Source organism: Pseudomonas rhizosphaerae (assembly GCF_000761155.1).
Classification (GTDB): domain Bacteria; phylum Pseudomonadota; class Gammaproteobacteria; order Pseudomonadales; family Pseudomonadaceae; genus Aquipseudomonas; species Aquipseudomonas rhizosphaerae.
Genome location: NZ_CP009533.1, coordinates 906,539 through 929,463 on the forward strand (window position 1 = coordinate 906,539; position 22,925 = coordinate 929,463).

23 protein-coding genes are annotated in these 22,925 nt (G+C 63.3%); 12 read left to right on the plus strand and 11 right to left on the minus strand.

Annotated elements, in window-relative coordinates; all coding sequences use genetic code 11:
• Positions 1–28 precede the first annotated feature (28 nt).
• Entirely contained in the window at positions 29–397 is a 369-nt protein-coding gene (locus LT40_RS04140; RefSeq protein WP_043186879.1) for an MGMT family protein, read from the minus strand.
• An 81-nt stretch (positions 398–478) separates the two neighbouring features.
• Here LT40_RS04140 and LT40_RS04145 point away from each other — a divergent pair, with 81 nt between their 5' ends.
• The 9 genes from LT40_RS04145 to LT40_RS04185 all read left to right on the plus strand — a co-directional run bounded on the left by LT40_RS04145 (position 479) and on the right by LT40_RS04185 (position 8,242).
• Positions 479–1,486 (plus strand): DUF481 domain-containing protein, encoded by a 1,008-nt coding sequence (locus LT40_RS04145; RefSeq protein WP_043186882.1) that lies wholly within the window; start codon positions 479–481, stop codon positions 1,484–1,486.
• 156 nt (positions 1,487–1,642) lie between these two features.
• The gene (locus tag LT40_RS04150) at positions 1,643–2,134 is read left to right on the plus strand and encodes an FxsA family protein (RefSeq protein WP_043186884.1); all 492 of its coding nucleotides are present in this window, start codon (positions 1,643–1,645) and stop codon (positions 2,132–2,134) included.
• A 248-nt stretch (positions 2,135–2,382) separates the two neighbouring features.
• The gene (locus LT40_RS04155) at positions 2,383–2,676 is read left to right on the plus strand and encodes a co-chaperone GroES (RefSeq protein WP_043186886.1); all 294 of its coding nucleotides are present in this window, start codon (positions 2,383–2,385) and stop codon (positions 2,674–2,676) included.
• Between the two features lie 45 nt (positions 2,677–2,721).
• Complete coding sequence (gene groL / locus LT40_RS04160) at positions 2,722–4,368, plus strand: chaperonin GroEL (RefSeq protein ID WP_043186888.1); 1,647 nt, start codon at positions 2,722–2,724, stop codon at positions 4,366–4,368.
• A gap of 135 nt (positions 4,369–4,503) precedes the next feature.
• Entirely contained in the window at positions 4,504–5,187 is a 684-nt protein-coding gene (colR, locus tag LT40_RS04165; protein WP_043186890.1) for a two-component system response regulator ColR, read from the plus strand.
• Positions 5,177–6,466 (plus strand): sensor histidine kinase, encoded by a 1,290-nt coding sequence (locus tag LT40_RS04170; protein WP_043186892.1) that lies wholly within the window; start codon positions 5,177–5,179, stop codon positions 6,464–6,466. The genes colR and LT40_RS04170 overlap by 11 nt, the downstream gene beginning before the upstream one ends.
• A 146-nt stretch (positions 6,467–6,612) precedes the next feature.
• Complete coding sequence (locus LT40_RS04175; RefSeq protein WP_043186895.1) at positions 6,613–7,293, plus strand: class I SAM-dependent methyltransferase; 681 nt, start codon at positions 6,613–6,615, stop codon at positions 7,291–7,293.
• 20 nt (positions 7,294–7,313) lie between these two features.
• Positions 7,314–8,015: a lipopolysaccharide kinase InaA family protein gene (locus LT40_RS04180; RefSeq protein WP_237749282.1), complete on the plus strand. Its 702-nt coding sequence runs from the start codon at positions 7,314–7,316 to the stop codon at positions 8,013–8,015.
• Positions 8,015–8,242, plus strand: coding sequence for a hypothetical protein (locus LT40_RS04185; RefSeq protein WP_043186900.1), 228 nt, complete (start codon positions 8,015–8,017; stop codon positions 8,240–8,242). The genes LT40_RS04180 and LT40_RS04185 overlap by 1 nt, the downstream gene beginning before the upstream one ends.
• Before the next feature lie 16 nt (positions 8,243–8,258).
• On the opposite strand, the gene LT40_RS04190 is transcribed toward LT40_RS04185, so the two are convergent.
• The 7 genes from LT40_RS04190 to LT40_RS04220 form a co-directional block, all read right to left on the minus strand.
• Positions 8,259–9,356, minus strand: coding sequence for a DUF1513 domain-containing protein (locus LT40_RS04190; protein WP_043186902.1), 1,098 nt, complete (start codon positions 9,354–9,356; stop codon positions 8,259–8,261).
• A 2-nt stretch (positions 9,357–9,358) separates the two neighbouring features.
• Positions 9,359–10,423, minus strand: coding sequence for an imelysin family protein (locus LT40_RS04195; RefSeq protein ID WP_043186904.1), 1,065 nt, complete (start codon positions 10,421–10,423; stop codon positions 9,359–9,361).
• Between the two features lie 25 nt (positions 10,424–10,448).
• Positions 10,449–11,876 (minus strand): di-heme oxidoreductase family protein, encoded by a 1,428-nt coding sequence (locus LT40_RS04200; protein ID WP_043193284.1) that lies wholly within the window; start codon positions 11,874–11,876, stop codon positions 10,449–10,451.
• Positions 11,877–12,041: 165 nt separating this feature from the next.
• Positions 12,042–13,394: an imelysin family protein gene (locus tag LT40_RS04205; RefSeq protein WP_043186906.1), complete on the minus strand. Its 1,353-nt coding sequence runs from the start codon at positions 13,392–13,394 to the stop codon at positions 12,042–12,044.
• A gap of 130 nt (positions 13,395–13,524) precedes the next feature.
• Positions 13,525–15,594, minus strand: a complete 2,070-nt coding sequence (locus LT40_RS04210) for a putative bifunctional diguanylate cyclase/phosphodiesterase (protein WP_043186909.1) — start codon at positions 15,592–15,594, stop codon at positions 13,525–13,527.
• A gap of 256 nt (positions 15,595–15,850) precedes the next feature.
• Entirely contained in the window at positions 15,851–16,447 is a 597-nt protein-coding gene (locus LT40_RS04215) for a superoxide dismutase (RefSeq protein WP_043186911.1), read from the minus strand.
• A gap of 186 nt (positions 16,448–16,633) precedes the next feature.
• Positions 16,634–17,233, minus strand: coding sequence for a LysE/ArgO family amino acid transporter (locus LT40_RS04220; RefSeq protein ID WP_043186913.1), 600 nt, complete (start codon positions 17,231–17,233; stop codon positions 16,634–16,636).
• 89 nt (positions 17,234–17,322) lie between these two features.
• Here LT40_RS04220 and LT40_RS04225 point away from each other — a divergent pair, with 89 nt between their 5' ends.
• The 3 genes from LT40_RS04225 (at position 17,323) to LT40_RS04235 (ending at position 20,203) form a co-directional block, all read left to right on the plus strand.
• Positions 17,323–18,213 (plus strand): LysR family transcriptional regulator ArgP, encoded by an 891-nt coding sequence (locus tag LT40_RS04225; protein ID WP_043186915.1) that lies wholly within the window; start codon positions 17,323–17,325, stop codon positions 18,211–18,213.
• Between the two features lie 61 nt (positions 18,214–18,274).
• A complete protein-coding gene (locus LT40_RS04230; protein WP_043186917.1) occupies positions 18,275–19,273 on the plus strand; it encodes an NAD-dependent epimerase/dehydratase family protein in 999 nt (332 codons plus the stop codon).
• A 90-nt stretch (positions 19,274–19,363) separates the two neighbouring features.
• Positions 19,364–20,203: a hypothetical protein gene (locus LT40_RS04235; protein WP_043186919.1), complete on the plus strand. Its 840-nt coding sequence runs from the start codon at positions 19,364–19,366 to the stop codon at positions 20,201–20,203.
• Between the two features lie 37 nt (positions 20,204–20,240).
• Here LT40_RS04235 and LT40_RS04240 read toward each other — a convergent pair whose 3' ends face one another.
• From LT40_RS04240 to LT40_RS04250, 3 genes are read right to left on the minus strand one after another with little or no spacing between them, the layout of a single operon-like run.
• Complete coding sequence (locus tag LT40_RS04240; protein WP_043186921.1) at positions 20,241–21,290, minus strand: alkene reductase; 1,050 nt, start codon at positions 21,288–21,290, stop codon at positions 20,241–20,243.
• A gap of 15 nt (positions 21,291–21,305) precedes the next feature.
• Positions 21,306–22,472, minus strand: coding sequence for an MFS transporter (locus tag LT40_RS04245; RefSeq protein ID WP_043186923.1), 1,167 nt, complete (start codon positions 22,470–22,472; stop codon positions 21,306–21,308).
• A 13-nt stretch (positions 22,473–22,485) separates the two neighbouring features.
• Positions 22,486–22,788 carry an ArsR/SmtB family transcription factor gene (locus tag LT40_RS04250; protein WP_043186925.1) on the minus strand — a complete coding sequence of 101 codons (303 nt, stop codon included), beginning with the start codon at positions 22,786–22,788 and terminating at the stop codon, positions 22,486–22,488.
• Positions 22,789–22,925: the final 137 nt, after the last annotated feature.

Consider the following 22,925-nt stretch of genomic DNA (forward strand, 5'->3'; position numbering starts at 1 on the left):
CCTCAGTTTGCGAAACAAAGCGCGCACTCTAACCGCATGCTTGCTCCGGACGCCAGCCATGGCGTGCCATATCCACACGATTCTTCATGATCAGGACGCCTTCGCTGCGCAGCCGCGCGCGTTGCTCGGCACCGCTGCAAGTGCCTGCATCCAAGCTCAGGCGCCCACCGGCGGCAACCACGCGGTGCCAGGGCAGGCGGGTGCCGTCCGGCAGTTGGCTCAAGGTGCGCCCGACCCACCGTGCCGCGCGACCGAGCATGGCCAGCTCGGCAAGTTGCCCATAGGTCACTACCTTGCCCTCCGGCACCTGGGCCAGCACGGTGTACAGCGCAGTGCGGCGAATGGCCGCAGTGTGATCGGCTGTGTTGTGCAGTTGAGAATTGAACTCGTCTGTCATCTGGGTGTCTGTCCTTGCTCGGATCCATTCCTACCGAATAATGCCGCATTTCCTACACATCAGAGCCCCCAGAAACTGCCTATGTTGCTTAGAACCGTGCTGTGCCTCGCTGTGGCTTCCGCCTCTACCGTGACCTTCGCCGACACTGTCTGGCTGAAAAATGGTGACCGCATCTCCGGCAAGATTACCGTGTTCGACGGTGGCAAGCTGATGGTCAAGACCGAATACGGTGGGTCGATTCCCCTGGACTGGAAACAGATCAAGACCATGGAGAGCGATCAGGAGTTGCTGGTCAAGCAAGATGACTACATGGGCGAGAAAGCCAAGACGATAAAGGCCGCTGACGACGGCAAGGTCATTTTGCAGAACGGCGAGGCGCCCAAGACCGTCGAGCTGGCCAGCATCCAGCAGATCATCAAGCCCAAGCCCGTGGTCACCGACCTGCAGATCAAGGGCAACGTCGACATGGGCCTGGACTACAAACGCGCCGAAACCGATACCGATGACTACAACGTTGCCTTCAAGACCACTGCCCGGCACGGCAAGTGGCGGCATATCGGCTCGGGCGAGTACAACCGCGAGTCCCAGGACAGCGTCGTCACCACCGACAATTTCGACCTGGAATACTCGCTCGATCGCTTCCTGACCGATCAGTGGTTCTGGCAGGGTCGCGTGGACTACAAGCGCGACAAAATCGAAGACCTCGAGCGCCAGCGTACCGTGGGTACCGGCCCCGGCTACCAGTTCTGGGACGACGAGCTGGGCGCATTCTCCCTGGGTGGCCTGATCAACCGTACCGACTACCAGTACACCGATGGTGACAAGGACCGTTTCTATTCGGTGGCCATGAAGTGGGACTACAACCGCTACCTGATCGGCAAGACCGTCGAGTTCTTCACCAACGGTGAACTCGGCAAGCCGATCGGCAATGTGGCCGATTACAGCCTGGATGCCGAAGTGGGCCTGCGCTACAAGGTCACCGAATGGGCTTCGCTGAACCTCAAGGCGGAGAAAGACCTGGTCAGCGGTACCGATGCCGCCGACCTCGACACCACGCGCTATACCGCGGGTTTCGGTGTTGCCTGGTAACATTGCAATACGCCGACACATGTCCGCGAAGCCCCGATCCATGCGGGTTTCGCGGACTTGTGCGGACCGACTGATTGGCCCCTGCCTTGAATTAACGATTTATTGACGTCATCTAGGGTCTACTGGAAGGCATTCTTCCGTAGAGGAAACCATTTGATGCGCGCTTTTCTATTGCTGTTCCTGTTGTTCCCCGTGCTGGAACTGTACGTCTTCTTCAAGGTGAGCACGGCCATCGGGTTCTTTCCCGCGCTGCTGCTCATCATCGCCGGCTCGGCGCTGGGCGTGCTGGTGCTGCGCGTGGCCGGCCTGGCCACGGTGCTGCGTACCCGCGCCAGCCTGCAGCGTGGCGAGCTGCCCGCCGAACAGATGTTCAATGGCCTGGTGACTGCCATGGGCGGTATCCTGCTGATCGTCCCCGGCTTCATCAGCGATGTGCTGGGGGTGCTGTGCCTGCTGCCGTTCACGCGGCATTTCCTGATTCGCAAGGTGCGCGAGCGTGCCCAGGCGCAGGCCATGCGCCAGCGTGCTTTCGCCGACGACATGCCGTCGCCCGGTGCCCCCAGCCAGGCCTACCGCGCCCATGTGATCGAGGGGGAAGTCATCGAAGGCGAAGTGGTCGGCCGCGACACGGATCGCAGCGGGCGCTGAAAACCCTTCGCACCCTGTCAACGGCGCCCTCGGGCGCCGTTTCTTTTGCCCTTTTTCCTGCAAATTTTTTCACCCTGGCCCTTGTAATCCCGCGCGCCGACCTCATGTATGGGTCACCGCAAGGTCTGTGGCATCAGCGCCACACATGTTTCCGCGTCTTGCCGTGCAAGGCGCGACCGGTTACGCCGGAAGATCCACACCGCCGGTACACACCGGCCGATGAAAACCATAATTAGGAGAGATCGACAATGAAGCTTCGCCCTCTGCATGACCGCGTCGTTATCCGTCGCAGCGAAGAAGAGTCCAAAACCGCTGGCGGTATCGTTCTGCCAGGTTCGGCCGCTGAAAAACCCAACCGTGGCGAGATTGTCGCAGTGGGCACCGGCAAGATCCTGGATAGCGGCGAAGTCCGCGCGCTGGCCGTCAAAGTGGGTGACAAGGTGGTTTTCGGCCCTTACTCGGGCAGCAACACCGTCAAGGTCGACGGCGAAGACCTGCTGGTGATGAGCGAGAACGAAATCCTCGCCGTCGTCGAAGGCTGATACCACTGAACGCCCGTCACTCCCCAGTATTCAAGGAAATCGATCATGGCTGCTAAAGAAGTTAAATTCGGCGACTCCGCCCGCAAGAAAATGCTCACTGGTGTCAACGTTCTGGCTGACGCCGTCAAGGCGACCCTGGGCCCGAAAGGCCGTAACGTGATCATCGAGAAGAGCTTCGGCGCTCCGACTATCACCAAGGACGGCGTTTCCGTTGCCAAGGAAATCGAGCTCGAAGACCGTTTCGAAAACATGGGCGCGCAGCTGGTCAAAGACGTTGCCTCCCGTGCCAACGATGACGCAGGCGACGGCACCACCACCGCTACCGTTCTGGCTCAGGCAATTGTCAACGAAGGCTACAAGGCCGTCGCTGCTGGCATGAACCCGATGGACCTCAAGCGCGGCATCGACAAGGCAACCATCGCCGTTGTCGCTGAGCTGAAAAACCTGTCCAAGCCATGTGCCGATACCAAGGCCATCGCTCAGGTCGGTACCATCTCCGCCAACTCCGACAGCTCGATCGGCGACATCATTGCCGAAGCCATGGAGAAGGTCGGTAAAGAAGGCGTGATCACCGTCGAAGAAGGTTCGGGTCTGGAAAACGAACTGTCGGTCGTCGAAGGTATGCAGTTCGACCGCGGCTACCTGTCCCCGTACTTCGTCAACAAGCCTGAAACCATGGTCGCCGAGCTGGACAGCCCGCTGATCCTGCTGGTCGACAAGAAGATCTCCAACATCCGCGAAATGCTGCCGGTGCTGGAAGCTGTCGCCAAGGCTGGCCGTCCGCTGCTGATCGTTTCCGAAGACGTCGAAGGCGAAGCCTTGGCGACGCTGGTCGTGAACAACATGCGCGGTATCGTCAAAGTCGCCGCCGTCAAGGCGCCGGGCTTCGGCGACCGTCGCAAGTCCATGCTGCAGGACATCGCAGTACTGACCGGCGGCACCGTCATCTCCGAAGAGATCGGCCTGAGCTTGGAAAGTGCCACCCTGGAGAACCTGGGCAGCGCCAAGCGCGTGACCATCTCCAAGGAAAACACCATCATCGTTGACGGTGCTGGCGTTGAAGGCGACATCCAGTCCCGTATCAACCAGATCCGTACCCAGGTTGGCGAAACTTCCTCGGACTACGACCGTGAAAAACTGCAGGAACGTCTGGCCAAGCTGTCTGGCGGCGTTGCAGTGATCAAGGTCGGCGCTGGCTCCGAAGTTGAAATGAAAGAGAAGAAAGCCCGCGTTGAAGACGCCCTGCACGCAACCCGCGCAGCCGTCGAAGAAGGCGTGGTACCTGGCGGTGGCGTTGCGCTGATCCGTGCTCTGGAAGCGCTGACCAACCTGACCGGCGACAACGCCGACCAGAACGTCGGTATAGCGGTACTGCGTCGTGCAGTCGAAGCACCGCTGCGCCAGATCGCTGCCAACTCCGGCGACGAGCCAAGCGTTGTGGTCAACGAAGTCAAGAACGGCAACGGTAACTACGGTTACAATGCTGCAACCGGCGTCTACGGCGACATGATCGAAATGGGTATCCTGGACCCTACCAAGGTGACCCGTTCGGCATTGCAGGCAGCAGCTTCCATCGGTGGTCTGATCCTGACGACCGAAGCAGCCATTGCCGACAAGCCGAAAGCCGAAGGCGCGGCTGGCGGCGGCATGCCAGACATGGGCGGCATGGGTGGCATGGGCGGCATGATGTAAGCGAGCCCTCGCGCTCTACCTGTTTGCAGGTAAGAAAAACCCCGGCCAGTCGTGGCCGGGGTTTTTTTATGCCTGCCCAGCCTATAAGCTGCGCGAGCCCCGCCGGGGCGACAGCAGCACTCGGAGACCCTGCCCATGCGCATCCTACTGGTTGAAGACAATCGCGATATCCTGGCCAACCTGGCCGATTACCTGGGTATGAAAGGCTACACCGTCGACTGCGCCCAGGACGGCCTGTCCGGTCTGCACCTGGCGGCGACCGAGCACTATGACCTGATCGTGCTCGACATCATGCTTCCGGGCATCGACGGCTATACCCTGTGCAAGCGCCTGCGCGAGGACGCCCGGCGCGATACGCCGGTGATCATGCTGACCGCGCGCGACCAGTTGGATGACCGCCTGCAAGGCTTTCGTTCCGGTGCCGACGACTACCTGCTCAAGCCATTCGCCCTGTCCGAGCTGGCGGCGCGCATCGAGGCGGTCCTGCGCCGCGCCCAGGGCGGTGGACGCCGCTCGTTGCAGGTCGGCGATCTGATCTACGACCTCGACACCCTCGAAGTCACCCGCGAGGGCCGGCTGCTCAAGTTGAACCCTGTAGGCCTCAAGCTCCTCGCCGTGCTGATGCAGAAAAGCCCCCATGTGCTGCGCCGCGAAGTGCTGGAAGAGGCCCTGTGGGGCGACGATTGCCCCGACAGCGACAGCCTGCGCAGCCACGTCCATCAGTTGCGCCAGGTGATCGACAAACCGTTCGACAAGCCTCTACTGCATACCGTGCATGGCGTAGGCTACCGCCTCGCCGAAGGCCGCGATGGAGTTTAAGCAGAGCCTTGCGCAACGCATCATCATCGCCTTTGCCTTGATGAGCGCTTTGGTGGCTGGTGCGTTCGCGGTCGGTATCGTGGCCACCGTGCACCTGGTGGAAGAACGACTGATTTCCGCAGGCCTGGGCGGCGATCTGCAGCGTCTGCTGCTGATGGACAACGCTGCCGACTGGAACCACCGCCCCGAACCCGACCAGTTGTTCTATTACGATAGCGGTCCGGGCGACTTCGAGCTGGCGGCGGATGTGAAACACCTGCCGGCCGGCTTCCACGAAGTGTTTCGCGGCAAGCTGTCCTACCATGCGATGGTTCAGGTGGTCGATGGCCGTCGTTACGCCCTGCTGCAGGACCAGAGCGATTTCGAAGAGCGCGAACGTGTGCTGTTCGCCGTGGTGCTGGTGGGTTTCGTCCTCAGCCTGGCGTTGGCGATCTTTCTGGGCTGGGTGCTGGCGCGTAAGGTCATGGCGCCCGTGGTGCGCCTGGCGCGCCAGGTCCGCCATCGTGACCAGATCCTTGGCCTGGCCCCGCCCCTGGCGCCGGACTACACCGCCGACGAAGTCGGTGAGCTGGCCGTGGCCTTCGATGCCACCCTTGGCCGCCTGCGCGATGCGCTGACCCGCGAGCGCCTGTTCACCAGCGACGTCAGCCATGAATTGCGCACCCCGCTGATGGTATTGGCCAGTTCCTGCGAACTGTTGCTGGAAAACCCGGCGCTGCCCGAGCGGTCGCGCGCCCAAGTGCAGCGCATCGCGCGCGCTTGCGAGGACATGCGCGATCTGGTGCAGACTTTCCTGATGCTGGCGCGCGCTCAGCGCGATGACAGTGGCCGCGTGGCACCGGCCACCCTTGGCCAGGTCGCCGAAGACCTGATGACGCAATGGCGACCCGCGATCGAAAAGAAGGGCCTGAGCCTGGAGTTCGTCGCCGGAACGCCCCTGGCGCAGACCTACAACGGCACCTTTCTGCATGCGGTGATGGGCAACCTGTTGCGGAATGCCCTGCACTACACCGACCAGGGCTTCATCCGCCTGACACTCGGCGCAACCAGCTTCCATGTGGAAGACAGCGGCGTGGGCATTCCCGAAGCCCAGCGCGAAGCCATGTTCCAGCCGTTCGTACGAGGTCCGGAAAAACGTGGAGAAGGGCTGGGCCTGGGGTTGTCGCTGGTCCAGCGTATCTGCGAGGACCAGGGCTGGCAGGTGCAGCTGGAGACCGTCGAGCCTCACGGCTGCCGCTTCACCGTCGAACTGGGGCTGGGCAAGCAAACCGCGGCCTGAGGCTTGCTTCCCACGGCCGGATGCCTTTACTGTAGGAAATATCCTGTTTCAACTAGGAAATTTCTGACAAATTTTTCACAGTGAGATGACCTGGCCATGACGGTTGGATGAATAAGGTGTGCGCCACCTGTCCTGGAGCCGTGCCCATGTCTGATCCCGTGAAGTTGGAATTTTCAGAAAAGTATGACCGCGCCCACGCGCAGAAATATTTCGACAAGCACCGCAACAGCTTTGCTCGACGCATGTCCCACCGACGCGACGAACAACTGGCCCGCAAGGCGCTTGCCTTGATCGGCGAGCCTGGGCTGGTGCTGGACTTGCCCTGCGGCGCGGGGCGCTTCTGGCCATTGCTGGCCGAGAAACACAACCGAGTGATCATCGGCGCGGACAATTCGGCAGCCATGGTGGAAACCGCATGCGCGTCGCAACCGGCGCATATCGTGGAGCGCGTGCAGCCGTTGCAGACCTCGGCGTTCGACATTGCCTTGCCGGACAATTCGGTGGACAGCATTTTCTGCATGAGGCTGTTGCACCACATCGGTGAAGCCGAGCATCGCATGACGATCCTCAAGCAGTTTCACCGGGTAACCCGTGACAGTGTGGTGTTGTCGCTCTGGGTCGATGGCAACTTCAAGGCCTGGAAGCGTGAGCGGGCCGAGCAGCGTCGACGCCTGCGCAGTGAGCAGGACGAGTATCAGAACCGCTTCGTGTTGCCGGCGGCAACCGTGGAAGCGGAGTTCATCCAGGCCGGTTTCCGGATCCAGGAACGCCTGGACTTTTTGCCGATGTACGCCATGTGGCGAGTATACGTTCTACGTAAGGGGTAAGCAGGATGGTGGTTGAGGGCATGACGACAGGCACGGCGAGTGGCAAGGCCGGCTTCGATCACTATTGGCGGCAACAGGGCGCATGGGTCGAGGAGCCCAATGTGCGACGTGGCGGCGAAAGCGGCGTGCAGCGCCTGTTCGCGGCCGACGGGCAGATGATCTACGTCAAGCGTCAGGTCGGACACATCTACCGCAGCTGGTTGCATCCCTTCGGTCGTCCTACGGTATTGCGCGAGCGTGATGCGCTGACCGCGTTGTACCAGCTCGACGTCAAGGTGCCGAAGATGATCTTCTGCGGCACCCAGCGCGACGAGAACAACGAGTGGCGAGCGCTGCTGGTGACCAAGTCGCTGGACGGTTTCGAGGAGTACGAGCATTGGTTGCAGGGTGGGGGTCGCGAGCGTCATGGCGAAGCAGTCTACGAGCAGGTTCTGCAGAGCCTGGCGACCAATCTGGCGCGCATGCACCGCGGACGCTGGCAACACAGCTGCATCTACATCAAACACGTATTCGTCCGCGTGACGGGCGAGGGCAGCGCCGCACGCGGTGAGGTGGCGCTGCTGGACCTGGAGAAGTGTCGCCAACGCATGACCGCTCAGCAGGCCGCCTCACACGACATGAAGCAATTGCGTCGCCATTCGTCGTTCAGTGATCCGGACTGGCGTAAGCTGATCTACCTTTATGAGGCGGCATTCGGCAGCTCCATCAAAGGTTTAGAGTGATGAAACTAGAAATCGCACGAGGTTTGTTTCTGGTGGCGGCCCTTGGGGTAGCCACTGCGGCGGCAGCAGCGTGGGAACAACCGCGCTCGGCCATCCTCAGCGCTGCCCATGGCGAAGGCAACTGCCCATTGCCGCGCTCGCAGAAGGCGCACATCGCCGTGACCCCGGACAAGGATTTCATCCTGTTCATGCTGGGCCTGAGCCAAGGCGTACGCACTCAGGGCTGATACGGTCGCGGGGCCGTCAGGCCAGGTACAGGTGGTTGTCCCATAGCCCCGACGGCAGTTGCAGCGGCGTTCCCACCGGTTGAGGTGCGCGGCAGTCGTAATAGCGGCAGCGGCCTTGGCCCGAAGTCACCACGAAACCGTCTTCCACCGCACCCACGCCCGCGCAGTCGGGCAAGGTGCCGTCGTGCCTGACCGCACCGCTGTCCATGTCCCAGATGAAGAAGCGATTGGCCCTGGGCGCGGTGAGTGCCACCAGGCGCAGTTCGCTGTGCACCGCGACGCTGGCGGTGTAGTGCCCCATCGACTGCAACTGCGACAGCGAAACGGGAAAGGCTTCGAAGGCCTGGCCCGGACGCTTGATGGCCAATAGCGGCGCGCTCTCGTGGGAGGGGCCCATGAATTGCTGACAGGCGAACACGGTATCGTCCGCGCTGATCGCCAGATGCCGCACGCTGTTCATCGGCTGTTCCAGGCATTCCTTGCTCAGCAGCGACCCATCACGCCGCATCATCACCAGGCTCGGCTGCATGGCGTCCAGATTCATCTCGACCCGGCTTTCAGCCTCGGTTCGAATACCACCGTTGGCCACTACCAGGGTTTCGCCGTCCGGCATCCATGACACCTGATGAGGGCCGATACCGTGGGTGGACAGCTCCCCACTGTGCACCAGGCGCTCGTCGACGAAGCGGTAGACCCCCAGCACGCCACGCCCTGGCTCGGTGGTGTCGTTCTCGGTGGCGTACAGCCACTCGCCGTCGTTGTGAATCACCGCATGGCCATAGAAATGCCGGTCCGGGCGCGATTCCAGGGTCTGCAGCAGGGCGCCATCGCGCAGATCGATCAGGTAACACTGGGTGCCGGGACGGCGAGCCACGAACAGCGCCAGCGGCAGGGTCGGATGATCGACGATGTCATGGCAGCGTTGGCCTACCTGGGTCGCGAACACCTCACGGCCGTCCAGCCGGTAACCTACCGCGTAGTGACCGCCATCGGCGTCATCGCGTGCCGACAGCAACAGCGGTTCGCGCTTTGAATGCCTGGACAGCGTCCACTTGCCCAGGGTCAGGGCCTTGAGCAGTACGTGGGTCAGCTTCTGCGCCGAGCGTACGATCATCGTCAGTCACCGTCGTTGGCATTGAAGCCCAGTTGGATGTTCAGGGCGCGGGCCAATTCGCCTTCGTGCAGGCGATGCACCACGTTGAGGCTGTCGTAGAGGGTATTGAGAAATTGCTTGCCTGCCTCGTCGCCGAGCAGATCACCCAGGGTGCGGGTGTTGCCGTCCAGCAACTTCATGGACGTGGCGTAGGCGGCATCGATCTTGTCGGCCAGGGCTTTCTGCTCGCCAGGCAGCAGGCCGCGCAGGCCCTTGTTGTCGACACCGACCCAGACGGTCTGAGCAGCCGCCAGGCTGGCACGCACGCTGTTCATCGACTGCGCGCTGCGCCAGGCCTCGGCTTGGTAGGGCTGGGCAATGCCCTTGCTCAGGCGGCCCATGGGCGCGCCGAGCTTTTTCTTCAGGGTATCGAGTGCAGTGACCTGGGCGCGCAGCACATCGGCGATGGCTTCGTGGGAATCGGCATAGCGCTGGTTGGGGAACTTGGTCATCTGCGCGAGCATGCCGTCGGCACTGTTCCAGCTGGCGAGGATTTCTTCGGCCAGGGCTTTCTGGCGCTCGCCAATGGCGCTGAGCAACGGACAATAGCGCGCTTTCTGCGCGGCATCGGCCATTTCCGGCTTGCTGTCGAAAAGGATGTACTCGTAGGCGGACAGACCCTGCACCACCACGCTGGCCTTGGCCAGGCTCTGGGCATCGACGGGTTGCTCGGCGTTGGCCAGTTGTTCGACCTGGCGGCCGACGAGGTTTTTCTTGTCCGGCCAGAACTGCACCGACCAGGCCTTGTTGCCCTCGGCCAGCGGGCCGATCAGCAGGGGTTGCAACTCGGCCCAAGCCCGTTGTGCCTTGAGGAAATCGGCACGTGCGGCGTCCAGTGGCTGGCTGCCCTGGCAGAACGCCAGAGCGCTGGCTGCCAGTTGCCGATCGGCCTCCACCCAACGGCTATAGGTCGGCAGGATGACTTGCTTGGCGATGGCGGCGCTGGTGACGGCTTGCTGGTCTTGCGGTGAACAGGCACCCAGTGCCAGGGCGGCAAGGCCGGTGAAGAGCAGCTTGGGACGGAACATGTAGGCTCCTGAAACGTGTATTCATCTAGAGAGAGTTCAAGAACGCCAGCAGGGCGGCACGCTGCCCGGCGTCGAATTGCAATACCTGCTGCCTGGCCGCTTCGGCCTCGCCGCCATGCCACAGCACCGCTTCGAGCAGGTTGCGCGCACGGCCGTCGTGGAGGAACTGGCTGTGCCCGCTGACCGTTTCGCTCAGGCCGATACCCCACAGCGGTGGCGTCCGCCAGTCCTGTGCGCCGGCCTTGAATTCGCTGCGCCCGTCGGCCAGGCCCGGGCCCATGTCGTGCAGCAGCAGATCGGTATAGGGGCGAATCGTCTGGTTGCGCAACTCCGGTTCCGCGGCGTCGCTGGTCGTCGTGTATTGCGCCACATGGCAACCCTGACAGCCAGCCTGGTAGAACAGATTCTTGCCGGCCAGCACCTGCGCAGAGTCGACGTCGCGCCGCGCGGGCACGCCCAGGTTGCGGGTGTAGAACAGCACCAGGCGCAGGATGTTATCACTGACTTCGGGTTCGCCGCCTGGGCCATTGCCATTCGGCGCCTCGAGGCAGTTGGTTTGTGCCACCGTGCAGTCGTCGAAGGGGCGCAGTGAGGTGGTCAGCCCCATGTCGCCGGAAAAGGCATGCACGTTCTGCTGATTCAGATTGGGCTGTCCGGCCTTCCAGCCGAACCGGCCGGGCACCGTGCGACCCTGGGCGTCGTCCCATACCTGGTTGGGCCGGCCCTTGATCGGGCCGCCGCTCTCGGCCTGATGGCGGGCGTTGGCCAGGATATCCTGCTCACTGATGGCCTCGAGCAGGCCCAGGCCAATCATCGGCGGAGCGACGCGCGCGGAGAGGCGCGTGTCGGGATGCAGGTCGCCGTAGCCCAGTTGGCTGATCTGCAACTGCGGCTGGCGCAGTTCGACCTGCGTGCCGTCCTTGAAGTGCACCGGAACGCTTTGGTAGGTCACCCTCACCTTGCCTTCGGGAACGTGGCCGGGAATGGCCATGTCCTGCAGCTGCGTGCCATAGACCGGCTCGGGCACCACGCCCAGGCGTTCGATCTCGCGCAGGTAGTGCGGGCCGTCGGGCAGCGACAAGCGCACCAGCATGGACACCGCGCTGAGCGCGTCGTTTTCGGGTGGATGGCCGCGACCGTCCTTGATGTGGCAATTCTGGCAGGCGTTGGTGTTGAACAGCGGCCCCAAACCGTCACGCGCCGTGGTGGTGGAGGGCGCGATGACCCAGGGGCTGCGGAAGAAACTGTTGCCCACGCTGAAATCCAGGCGCCGGACCGGCGACAGATTGGCCGACGGCATGGAGTAGGCGTTGACGTCGAATTTGCGCACCGTGGCCTGGCCTGCGCTCTGTGCTTCGCCCGGTTCGGCCTGGGTGAAGCGCGGGGCGTCGTCGCAGCCCGCCAGGCCAGACGCCAGGAGCAGGAGGACGAAGCAGGGCAGGGGTGGGCGCATGGATGGGAAGCTGTTGTGAATAGGGTGGATGTCGGGTGGATGCAGGGCGGCGAAAGCTTTGCTTGCCGAGGCCACGCCGCCCGCCGACCGGCCTTGTGGCGGCTGCACTGGCGTCGGTTCAACCGGCGCCAGTGCAGCGTGTTTCGACACGCAAGCCGGGGTGGATCAGAACTCGTGGTCGGCGGTGTCCGGGTTGAGATCGGTGATGCCCAGTTTGCCGGCTGCCTGTTCGATGGCACCGGTCTGCTTGACCAGGGCTGCGATGGCATCACGCACCACCTGCTGGCCGGCGGCGTTGTCGGCGCTGATCAGCTGGTCGAAGTGCTCACCCTTGTTGGCGCGCTCGACGATGGCCTGCATCTTCGCCTCGGTGTCGGCCAGATCGGCCTTCAACGCGGTATCGGTGGCCGGATCGGCCTTGGCCACCAGCGAGGACAGGCTTGCACCGGTCAGCTTGGTGCCGTCGGTGCGGGTGTATTCGCCCAGATAGACGTTGCGGATGCCCTTGGCGTTGTAGAAAGCCGAGTTGTGCGTGTTGTCGCTGAAGCAATCGTGCTCGTCTTCCGGCGAGTTGGCTTCGAGTGCGACCTTCATGCGCTCGCCGGCCAGTTCGCCGAGCGACAGGCTGCCCATGCCGAAAAGCATCTTGCGCAGGCCGCTGTCGACCGGTTCGGCCACCAGGGTGGCGCGGTAGTTGTCGGCGACGTTGGGTTTCCAGTTGGCGAGCATTTCTTCCAGGTCGTTGACCAGCAGGTCGGTGACGGCCTTGAGGTAGGCACGGCGGCGATCGTTGTGGCCGCCGGTGGCGCCGGTGCCTTCCAGGTAGTCGGAGGCGGGACGGTTGCCGGCGCCAGGGCCGGTGCCGTTGAGGTCCTGGCCCCAGAGCAGGAACTCGATGGCGTGGTAGCCGGTGGCCACGTTGGCTTCCGAGCCACCCAGTTCGTTCAGGCTGGCAAGCTTCTCGGGGGTGATTTCGCTGACGTCGACCTTGTCTTCGCCGACCTGGATTTCCTTGTTGGCGATGATGTTGGCGGTAGCACCGGGGTTGCCCAGGGCGTGCTCGTAGCTCTTGTCGGTGTAGTCGATCAGGCCTTCGTCCAGCGGCCAGGCGTTGACCTGACCTTCCCAGTCGTCGATCAGCGTGTTGCCGAAGCGGAAGGTCTCGGTCTGCAGGTAGGACGGACGCGAGGCGATCCAGGCGTCACGCGCCGCTTTCAACGTGGCGTCGCTGGGCGCGGCGAGGAAAGCGTCGACGGCCTTCTGCAACGACTGGGCGGTGCTCAGGGCATCGTCGAACGTGGCGTGCACGATGTCGGCGTAATGGGCGACCACGGCCTTGGCCGCTGTCTCGTCGAGAGTGCCGGAGGCCGTGGGTACCGCAGCCGGAGCCGCCGGCGCCGACGCAGCCGGTGCTGGGGCCTGAGCGGCGGTGGTGGTTTGCTTGTCCTTGCTGTCGCAACCGGCAAGAGCAATGGCGATGGCCAGCAGACTGGCGGTGGCCAGGGGCGTACGAATCATGGCGAACATCCTGCGTCAAAAGTGGCGAGCGAGCGCGCGAAGAGCGCGCAAAACTGCGCCATAATGCGAAAGATTTGCATTTTCTGTAAAGGGTTAATGTGAAAAAACCTTCAGGCTTGCACCGTCGACGCTAGGTCCGCGTCGGTGTTGGGGCCAGGCTGGGGCGGCTGCGTTCGGACTGCTTGAGCAAAGCGGTCAGTTCGCGGGCGGCCAGGGGCTTGCTGTAGAGGTAGCCCTGACCTTCATGGCAGCCCTGGGCGACGATGTACGCTTCCTGTTCCAGCGTTTCCACGCCTTCGGCGATGACCTGCATGTTCAGGCTCTTGCCCAGCTGGATGATCGCCCGGACGATGGTCGCGTCATCCTCGTCGCTCAGCACGTCCTGCACGAAACTCTTGTCGATCTTGATCTTGTCCAGGGGCAGTGACTTCAGGTAACTGAGGGATGAATAGCCAGTACCGAAGTCGTCGATGGCGATCAGCGCCCCCGAGCGGCGCAGGCTCAGCAGGTGTTGCGCTGCGGTGCTGATGTCCTCCATCAGGCCGGTCTCGGTGACCTCCAGTTCCAGGCTGCGGGGCGGCAGGCGGTACATTTGCAGGATGTTGCTGACTACGCGGGGCAGTTCGTTGTGGTGCAACTGCACCGTGGACAGGTTGACCGCCATGCGCAGGCCGCTGAAGCCCTGGTCGTGCCATTCGCGCAGTTGGCTGCAGGCCTGGTTGAGGACCCACTCACCGATGGCGATGATGCTGCGGTTCTGCTCGGCCAGCGGAATGAACTGGTCGGGCGGCACCAAGCCGTGTTCGGGGTGCTGCCAGCGCAGCAGCGCCTCGACGCCAACGATCCGGTGGTCGCGATAGCTGATCTGCGGCTGGTACACCAGGTGCAGCTGGTTGCGTGCCAAGGCTTCGCGCAGGTCCTTTTCCAGCTCACGACGGCGACGCATCTCGGTGTCGACGCTGGCGATGTAGAACTGGTAGCGGTTGCGCGAGCGAACCTTGGCCAGGGTCATGGTCTGCTCGGCTTTTTGCAGCAGCTTTTCAGTGCTGTCGCCGTCTTCGGGGAACAGGGTGATGCCGATGGTGGCGCGCAGGCGGATCGCATGCGCGTCGAGCGCGAAGGCGGCATCCAGGTCGTCGAGGATGCGCTGGGCCAGTTCGGCCGCTTCGTAGGGCTGTTCGATGTCTGCCTGGACCAGGGCAAACTGGTCGCCACCCAGGCGTGCCAGGGTGCCGAACCTGCCGCTGTGAACCCGCAAGCGGTCGGCCAGCGCCCGCAGCAGCTGGTCGCCGGTCTGGTAGCCGAACTGTTCGTTGATGCCCTTGAAGTCGTCGAGGCCGACGCACAGCACAGCCACCCGACGCTGCAGGCGGTGCGCATCGAGCAGGACCTTGTCCAGTTGCTGTTGCAACTGCATGCGGTTGGCCAGGCCCGTCAACACGTCGTGCCGGGCCATGTGCAGCATGCTGTCTTCGGCTTCGTGGCGCAGCTGGGTGTTGCGCTCGATGGACGCCAGGAGCTGGTTGGCGGTATTCACCCACAGGCCCAGTTCGTTGTGTTCATGGCCGCGGGGCAACGGCAACTGGTACTCGCCGGGTCGGTCGGGGTTGATCTGCAGCAGATGCTCGATGATCCGCGACAACGGCTTGGTCAGCAGCCAGTGATAGATCAGGTACAGCAACAGGCCCAGGGCCAGGGCGCGCAAGGTGCCGGAGACGAAGATGATCACCGAGCTGACGATGAAATCCTCACCGTAGGTGGCGGTGTCCAGGGTGATGTGCAGGTCGCCGTAGTACTCGCTGTAGGGCCCACGGCCGATCAGGCGCGTACTGAAGCTGCGCTCCTGGCCCAGGATGCGATCGGTCAGCCAGCGACTGCTCAGGTTCTGCAGCGGTCGCGAACGTTCGGCCAGCATGGCTTCGTCGGGATGACCGATGGAGGCCAGACGCACCGCGTCGTCCTGGAACAAGCCTTCGATCACCTGCATGCCCATTTCCCGATCCAGGCTGTAGAGCGCTTGGGTCGAGGGATCGCGGAACATGGCCAGGATCCGCTCGGCGTCGGCGGAGATGGCCTGGCGGGTCTTGTAGCCATCGAAGACGATCTGTGCGCAGCTCAGTACCATGCCCACGACGAGCGCCGACAGCAGCACCACGCGAAGCAACTTGACGGACAAGCTGTTCCTGACTTCCAGCTTCAATGGCTATTCCTTGTTTCGAACGCTTGGCATCAAGGTGCCATGAGTATTGGCAACTTACCGTGGGCCGTAAAGCCACAAATGAACGCGAGTCGTACCGATTGTCTTGAATAGCGGTCAGCGCGCCAGTGTGTCGGCTGGCCCCTGCGCATTCTTGAGCGACAATCTGGCAACAAGGTGGGCGGGAAGTGCCATTGGCAAACGGAGGCACACACAAAAAAGCCCGGCACAAGGGCCGGGCTTTCCAGGAGCGACAAGCTTACGCCGTGAAGGCGCGGCCTTCGTACTGCTGGGCCACGAAGTCCCAGTTCACCAGATTCCAGAACGCCTCGACGTATTTCGGACGCACGTTGCGGTAATCGATGTAGTAGGCGTGTTCCCAGACGTCGCAGGTCAGCAACGGGGTGTCGCCGTTGGTCAACGGGTTGCCGGCGCCAATGGTGCTGGCCAGTGCCAGCGAACCGTCGGCCTTCTTCACCAGCCAGCCCCAGCCGGAACCGAAGGTGCCGACCGACGTCTTGGTGAACTCTTCCTTGAACGTGTCGAACGAGCCGAACGCAGTGTTGATGGCCTCGGCCAGAGCACCGGTAGGCTGGCCACCGGCGTTGGGCGCCAGGCAGTTCCAGTAGAAGGTGTGGTTCCAGACCTGGGCGGCGTTGTTGAAGATGCCACCGGACGACGACTTGACGATTTCTTCGAGGGTCTTGCCTTCGAACTCGGTGCCAGGTACCAGGTTGTTCAGGTTCACGACATAGGTGTTGTGGTGCTTGTCGTGGTGATACTCCAGGGTTTCCTTGGAGATGTGCGGCTGCAGGGCATCGTGGGCGTAGGGCAGCGGCGGCAATTCGAAAGCCATGGTGATTCTCCTAATCAGGTCTGTTGCGGTTTGCGCACGGCCGATCACGGGCGGCCTGAGAAACGTCGGCGAGTTTTTACTCTTTGCGACGCAGTGCCGGATCATAGCATCGGCATGGGGCCTTAACCACGCAACAACTGTGTGGAATAGAGGTTCCAGAGCCTTTGCCCGTCCAGACTGACGGTTTCAGGCAAACACCAGCTGCGCGGCCACCGCGAACATCATGACCGCCACCATCAGGTCGACCAGCCGCCAGGTATTGGGCCGCGCCAGCCAGGGAGCGAGCCAGGCTGCGGCCAGGGCCAGGCCGAAGAACCACAGCAACGAGGCACTGGTGGCGCCGGCCACGTAGGCACCCGGCACGCCCTGCTGGGCGCCCACCGAACCGATCAGCAACACCGTATCCAGATAGACGTGGGGGTTGAGCAGGGTCACTGCCAGGGCGCTGAGCAGCACGGCCTTGCGCGAGCGCAGACCGGCATTGCCTGCCTGCTCCAGGCTTTGGCTGGAGCAGGCGCGCCTGAGCGCCTTGCTGCCGTACCACAGCAGGAACAGGGCGCCACCCCAGCGCGCCACCGCCAGCAGGGTCGGATTATGCGCCAGCACCGTGGCCAGGCCGAATACGCCAGCGGCCACCAGCAGCGCATCGCACACCACGCACAGCAACGCCACCTGCAGATGGTGCTCGCGACGCAGGCTCTGCGCCAGAACGAAAGCGTTCTGCGTGCCGATCGCCATGATCAGGCCAAACGCAACCAGCAAGCCATTCAGGTAACTCTGCCACATCGATGTTTCTCCTTTTTGAAGCTGGCCATTGTGGGCAGTGCTGATGTATAAGAAAAACGAATAATGCTGATCCACCATTAGGAAAACTGATGTTCGATTACAAGCTGCTCGCCGCCCTGGCCGCCGTGGTGGAACAGACCAGTTTCGAGCGGGCAGCCCAGGTGCTGGGCTTGTCGCAGTCGGCGGTGTCGCAGCGGATCAAGCTGCTGGAGGCCCGGGTAGGTCAGCCGGTGCTGGTCCGGGCCACGCCACCCGTGCCGACCGATATCGGCCGACGCCTGCTCAATCATGTGCAGCAGGTGCGGCTGCTTGAGCGCGACCTGCAGGGGCAGGTGCCGGCGCTGGATGAACAGGGCATGCCCGAGCGCCTGCGCATCGCCTTGAATGCCGACAGCCTGGGCACTTGGTGGGGCGGCGCGGTGAGCGAATTCTGCATTCGCGAACAGTTGTTGCTGGACCATGTGGTGGAAGACCAGGACGTCGGGCTCAAGCGCATGCGCGCCGGTGAAGTCGCGGCCTGCCTGTGCGCCAGCGAGCGACCTTTGGCCGGAGCGCGCAGTGTGCTGCTGGGTGCCATGCGCTATCGGGCGCTGGCCAGCCCCGGCTTCATGGCCCGGCATTTTCCGGACGGCTTCGAGCCGGCCCTGCTGCCGCGCACGCCTGCGCTGGTGTTCGGCCCCGATGACTATCTGCAACACCGCTTCCTGGCCTCCATGGGGCTGGCGGAGGGATTTCTTCACCACCTTTGCCCCTCGTCCGAGGGGTTCAACCGCCTGGCCAAGGCGGGCATGGGCTGGGGCATGGTGCCCGAGTTGCAGGTCGAGGATGCGTTGGCCGAGGGCAGTCTGGTCGAGATTCTTGTTGGCCATCCGGTGGACGTGCCTTTGTATTGGCATCACTGGCGCAATGGCGGGCAATTGCTCGAACGGCTCACCCGGCACCTGTGTGAGGGCGCCGAGCGCTGGTTGGTGCCGCTGTGAGCCCGGCGCGCGTCTACCGGTATCGCGGTTGCACATTGATCGATGTAGAGCGGAGCAATTCATGAAGATTCTGGTTACCGGCGCAAGCGGCTTCATCGGCGGACGCTTCACGCGTCTGGCGCTGGAGCAGGGGCTTGAAGTGCGCATCAACGGTCGCCAAGCCGAAAGGGTAGAGCATCTGGTTCGACGCGGTGCGCAGTTCACCCAGGGTGATCTGCTCGACCCCGATCTCGCCAAGCGCTTGTGCATCGGCGTCGATGCGGTGGTCCATTGCGCCGGGGCGTCCGATAGCTGGGGCCGTCATCAAGCCTTCGCGCAGACCAACGTCGAAGTCACCGAGAACGTCGTCGAGGCCTGCCTCAAGGAGCATGTGCAACGTCTGGTGTACCTGTCTTCGGCGGCGATCTGTTTCGACGGTCGCAGCCATCTGGGCATCAAGGAAGAACAGGTGCCCGGCCGCCTGCTTGGGCACTCGGCGCGCAGCAAATGGCTGGCCGAGCGCAAGGTGTTGGGCGCTGCCGAATTCGGGCTGGAAACCATCGTGCTGCGCCCGCACAGGGTGACCGGTGCGGGGGATGGGCAGCAGTTCGCGCGCTTGATCGAGATGCAGCGCAAGAATCGCCTGCGGATCATCGGCGACGGCCTGAACAAGGTCGATTTCACCAGTGTGCAGAACCTCAACCAGGCGCTGTTGAGCGCGTTGTCGGCAGGCGATACGGCGCTCAACCAGGTCTATAACATCAGCAACGGCGCGCCGATTCCGTTGTGGGACGTGGTCAACTACGTGATGCGCCAGTTGCACTTGCCGCAGGTGCAGCGCTATCGCGACTTCGGCCTGGCCCACGGCAGCGCTGCGGTGTGCGAAGCGGCCTGCCTGCTCTGGCCCAGGCAGCCACGGCCGCAACTGTCGCGCATCGAAGTGCAGGCCTTGCACGAGCATTTCACCTTGGACATCAATCGCGCCCGACACTACCTGGGTTACGAGCCACGGACGTCACTGTGGACGTCGCTGGATGAATTCTGTGGCTGGTGGCGTGCACAGGCCAGCCCCAGCGGTTGAGTCAATTGCCCGGGTGGTCGGTCGATGCCCGTCGTGGCGAGGTTATACTCGCGGTCCTGGCCATTACCCCGTGACACAAAGGTTTCTCACATGCGCAAAGATGCTCCCGACGACTTCGACGACAATCTGCCCAGCCTGCGCGGCGATACCCGCGACGATCACGACTTTGCGCCGTTGGGCGGCGGGCGCGAGCGCGATGCGCTGTACTCGCGCAACACCCCGGTGGTGCGCGTCAAGGCACCCAGCACCGGTGCGCTGTGGGCACTGATCGGCGCCCTGTTCATCGCCCTGGGTGGGTTGGGGTGGTGGAGTTTCCAGCAGATCAACCTGATGGAACAGCAACTGGTGGCGACCCAGGAAAGTTTCGCGCGCATCAGCGAAGAAGCGGCGGGGCGGCTGCAGGACATCAGTGGCAAGGTCGCCAACACCCAGTCCACTGCCGTGTCGGGCAGCGAAGCGATGCGGGCCGAGATCAAGCAGTTGCAGGAGCAGCTGGCGCAGCAGAACCAGCAGCAGAGCGGCGTGGCCGGTCAGCAGAGCACCTTGCAGACGCGTCTTGAGCAAGCGGCGACGCAAGTGGCCGCGCAGCAGACGCTCAACGAGCAGTTGCAGGCGCAGTTGAAGAGCCTGGGCGGCGAGCTTGCCGCACTCAAGCAGGCCCAGCCGGACACAGGCAAGTTGCAGGCACGCCTGGATGGCCTGGACGGCGAGCTGGCCGCATTGAAGAAGAGCAACCCCAGCGCGCAGCTTGAGCGCCTGGAACAGGATTTGATCGTGCTCAAGAGTGAGCAGGAGAATCGCCCGGCGGCCAGCAGTGGGCCGAGCGTCAATGAATTCGATGCGTTTCGCGGGCAGGCGACGCGCAGCTTGACCACCTTGCAGAATCAGGTGCAGAACCTGCAGCAGCAGATCGGCCAGCTGCGTCGCTGAACGGCCGGGCACGCCTGGCGGCGGCCCGGCCTGCCGCTTACATGCGCGGGTAGTCCAGGTAGCCAGCAGCGCCCTTGGCGTAGAACGTTTCAGGGTGTGGCTCGTTCAGCGGTGCATCGGCCTGCAGACGCTCGGGCAGGTCGGGGTTGGCGATGTACGGCACGCCGAACGCCACGGCATCGGCAATGCCGTTGGCCAGGGCAGCGTTAGCCGAGGCCTTGTCGAAACGCTCGTTGACGATGTACGGACCACCGAATGCATCACGCAGTTGCGCGGCCAGGCTGTCTTCCCCTTCCTTCTCGCGGGCACAGATGAACGCGATGCCACGCTTGCCTAGCTCGCGGGCGACGTAGGTGAAGGTTTCGGCGCGGTTGGCGTCGCCCATGTCGTGCAGGTCGGCACGTGGCGAAAGGTGCACGCCGACGCGGTCGGCGCCCCAGACGTCGATGGCTGCATCGGTCACTTCCAGCAGCAGCCGCGCACGGTTTTCCAGCGAGCCACCATAGGCATCGGTGCGCTGGTTGGTGCTGCTCTGCAGGAACTGGTCGAGCAGGTAGCCGTTGGCGCCGTGGATCTCCACGCCGTCGAAGCCGGCGGCCTTGGCGTTTTCCGCGCCTACACGGTAGGCCTCGACGATATCGGCGATTTCAGCGGTTTCCAGCGCCCGCGGCGTTTCGAAACCGGTGATCGGACGCACCAGGCTGACGTGTCCGTCGGCGGCGATGGCGCTGGGCGCCACCGGCAATTCGCCGTCCAGGTACAGCGAATGGGAGATGCGGCCCACGTGCCACAGTTGCAGCATGATCCGCCCACCGGCGGCGTGTACGGCCTGGGTCACGTTGGCCCAGCCACGCACCTGGTCGTTGGACCAGATACCGGGGGTGTCCGGGTAGCCGACGCCCATGGGCGTGACCGAGGTCGCTTCGCTGAGGATCAGACCGGCGCTGGCGCGCTGCACGTAGTAGTCGGCCATCATCTGGTTCGGCACGCGGCCTTCGTCGGCGCGGCAGCGGGTCAGTGGAGCCATGATGATGCGGTTCGGCAGTTCCAGCGCGCCGAGCTTGATCGGGTCGAAAAGTGTAGTCATGGAAAACAGCCTCTATCAGTGAGTGGCAGGTGCCAGGTCCGGAGTCCGGGTCTGGCGAAAGGTGATCAGGGTGACGATCAAGGCGAGCACGGCCAGTGCCGCGGCGGCCAGCGGTACGCTGGTCAGGCCCAGGCCACCGGCGATGACCGCGCCGCCGATCCAGGCGCCCAGGGCGTTACCGACGTTGAAGGCGCTGATGTTCAGGGTCGACACCAGGTTGGGCGCCGACTTGCCGAAGGTCACCACGTTGATCTGCAGCGCAGGCACGGCGGCGAAGGCCGCAGCGGCCCACAGGAACAAGGTGATTTCAGTGGGGATGACGGCCACGGCGGTCCAGCTCAGCACCGTGGAGATCACCGCCATGGCCGCAAACACGCCGACCAGGGTCGCCCCCAGGCGTCGATCCGCCAGCTTGCCGCCGATGATGTTGCCCACGGTCAGGCCCAGGCCGATCAACAGCAAGGTGTAGGTGACGCCGCGCGGCGAGATGCCGGTGACATCGCCGAGCAGCGGCGCGATGTAGGTGAACAGGGTGAACATGGAGGCGGCGAACAGCGCGGTCATGCTCAGGGACAGCCAGATTCCGGCGCCCTTGAGCGCCGACAATTCGGCGACCATGTCCAGCTTGGCTTCTTCGCGATTGCTCGGCAGAAAACGCAGCAGACCGATCAGGGCGACGACGCCGATCAGGGTCACCACCCAGAACGTCGAGCGCCAGCCCGCGGCCTGGCCCAGTGCGGTGCCCAGCGGCACCCCCAGCACGTTGGCCAGGGTCAGGCCGGTGAACATCAGGGCCACGGCCGAAGCGCGCTTGTTGGGCGCGACCAACCCTGCAGCCACCACCGAACCGATGCCGAAGAAGGCACCGTGGGACAGTGCGGTGACGACTCGAGCGAACATCAGCACGCTGTAGTCGCTGGCGATGGCGCAGAGCAGGTTGCCGACGATGAAGATACCCATCAGCACCACCAGCGCGGCCTTGCGCGGCAGGCGTGCGGTGGCCAGGGCCATGAATGGAGCACCGATGGCGACGCCCAGGGCGTAGCCGGTCACCAGCCAACCGGCACTGGGAATGCTCACGCCGAGGTCGCCCGCCACATCGGGCAGCAGGCCCATGATGACGAACTCGGTGGTGCCGATGGCGAAGGAACTCAGCGCCAGAATCAGCAGGGGTAAGGGCATGGAAGAATCCTTGTCAGAGCTGTGCGCTCATTTGCGCGAGAAACGCCTGGATGACGTCCTCGTTGCGTTTGAAAAAGTGCCACTGGCCAACCTTCTTGCTGCTGATCAGGCCGGCCCGTTGCAGGGTGGCCAGATGGGCGGAGACGGTCGACTGCGAGAGGCCGCAGCGTTGGTCGATCTGCCCGGCACAGACACCGTTTTCAGTGCTGTGGTGCTGATCGGGAAACTGCCCCTGCGGATCCTTGAGCCACGCCAGGATTTCCCTGCGCACGGGGTGGGAGAGGGCTTTTATTATTTCGTCGAGATCGAGGGACATGACGTACTCGGCTTATATCGGGACGGGACGAAATATATATCTGTATTTCGCGATATACAAATATGAATGAGTGCTAACGAGCAACCGTTCGGTCATATCGGGTTATAACGATACACGCGCAAGGGTGCTAGACTGGC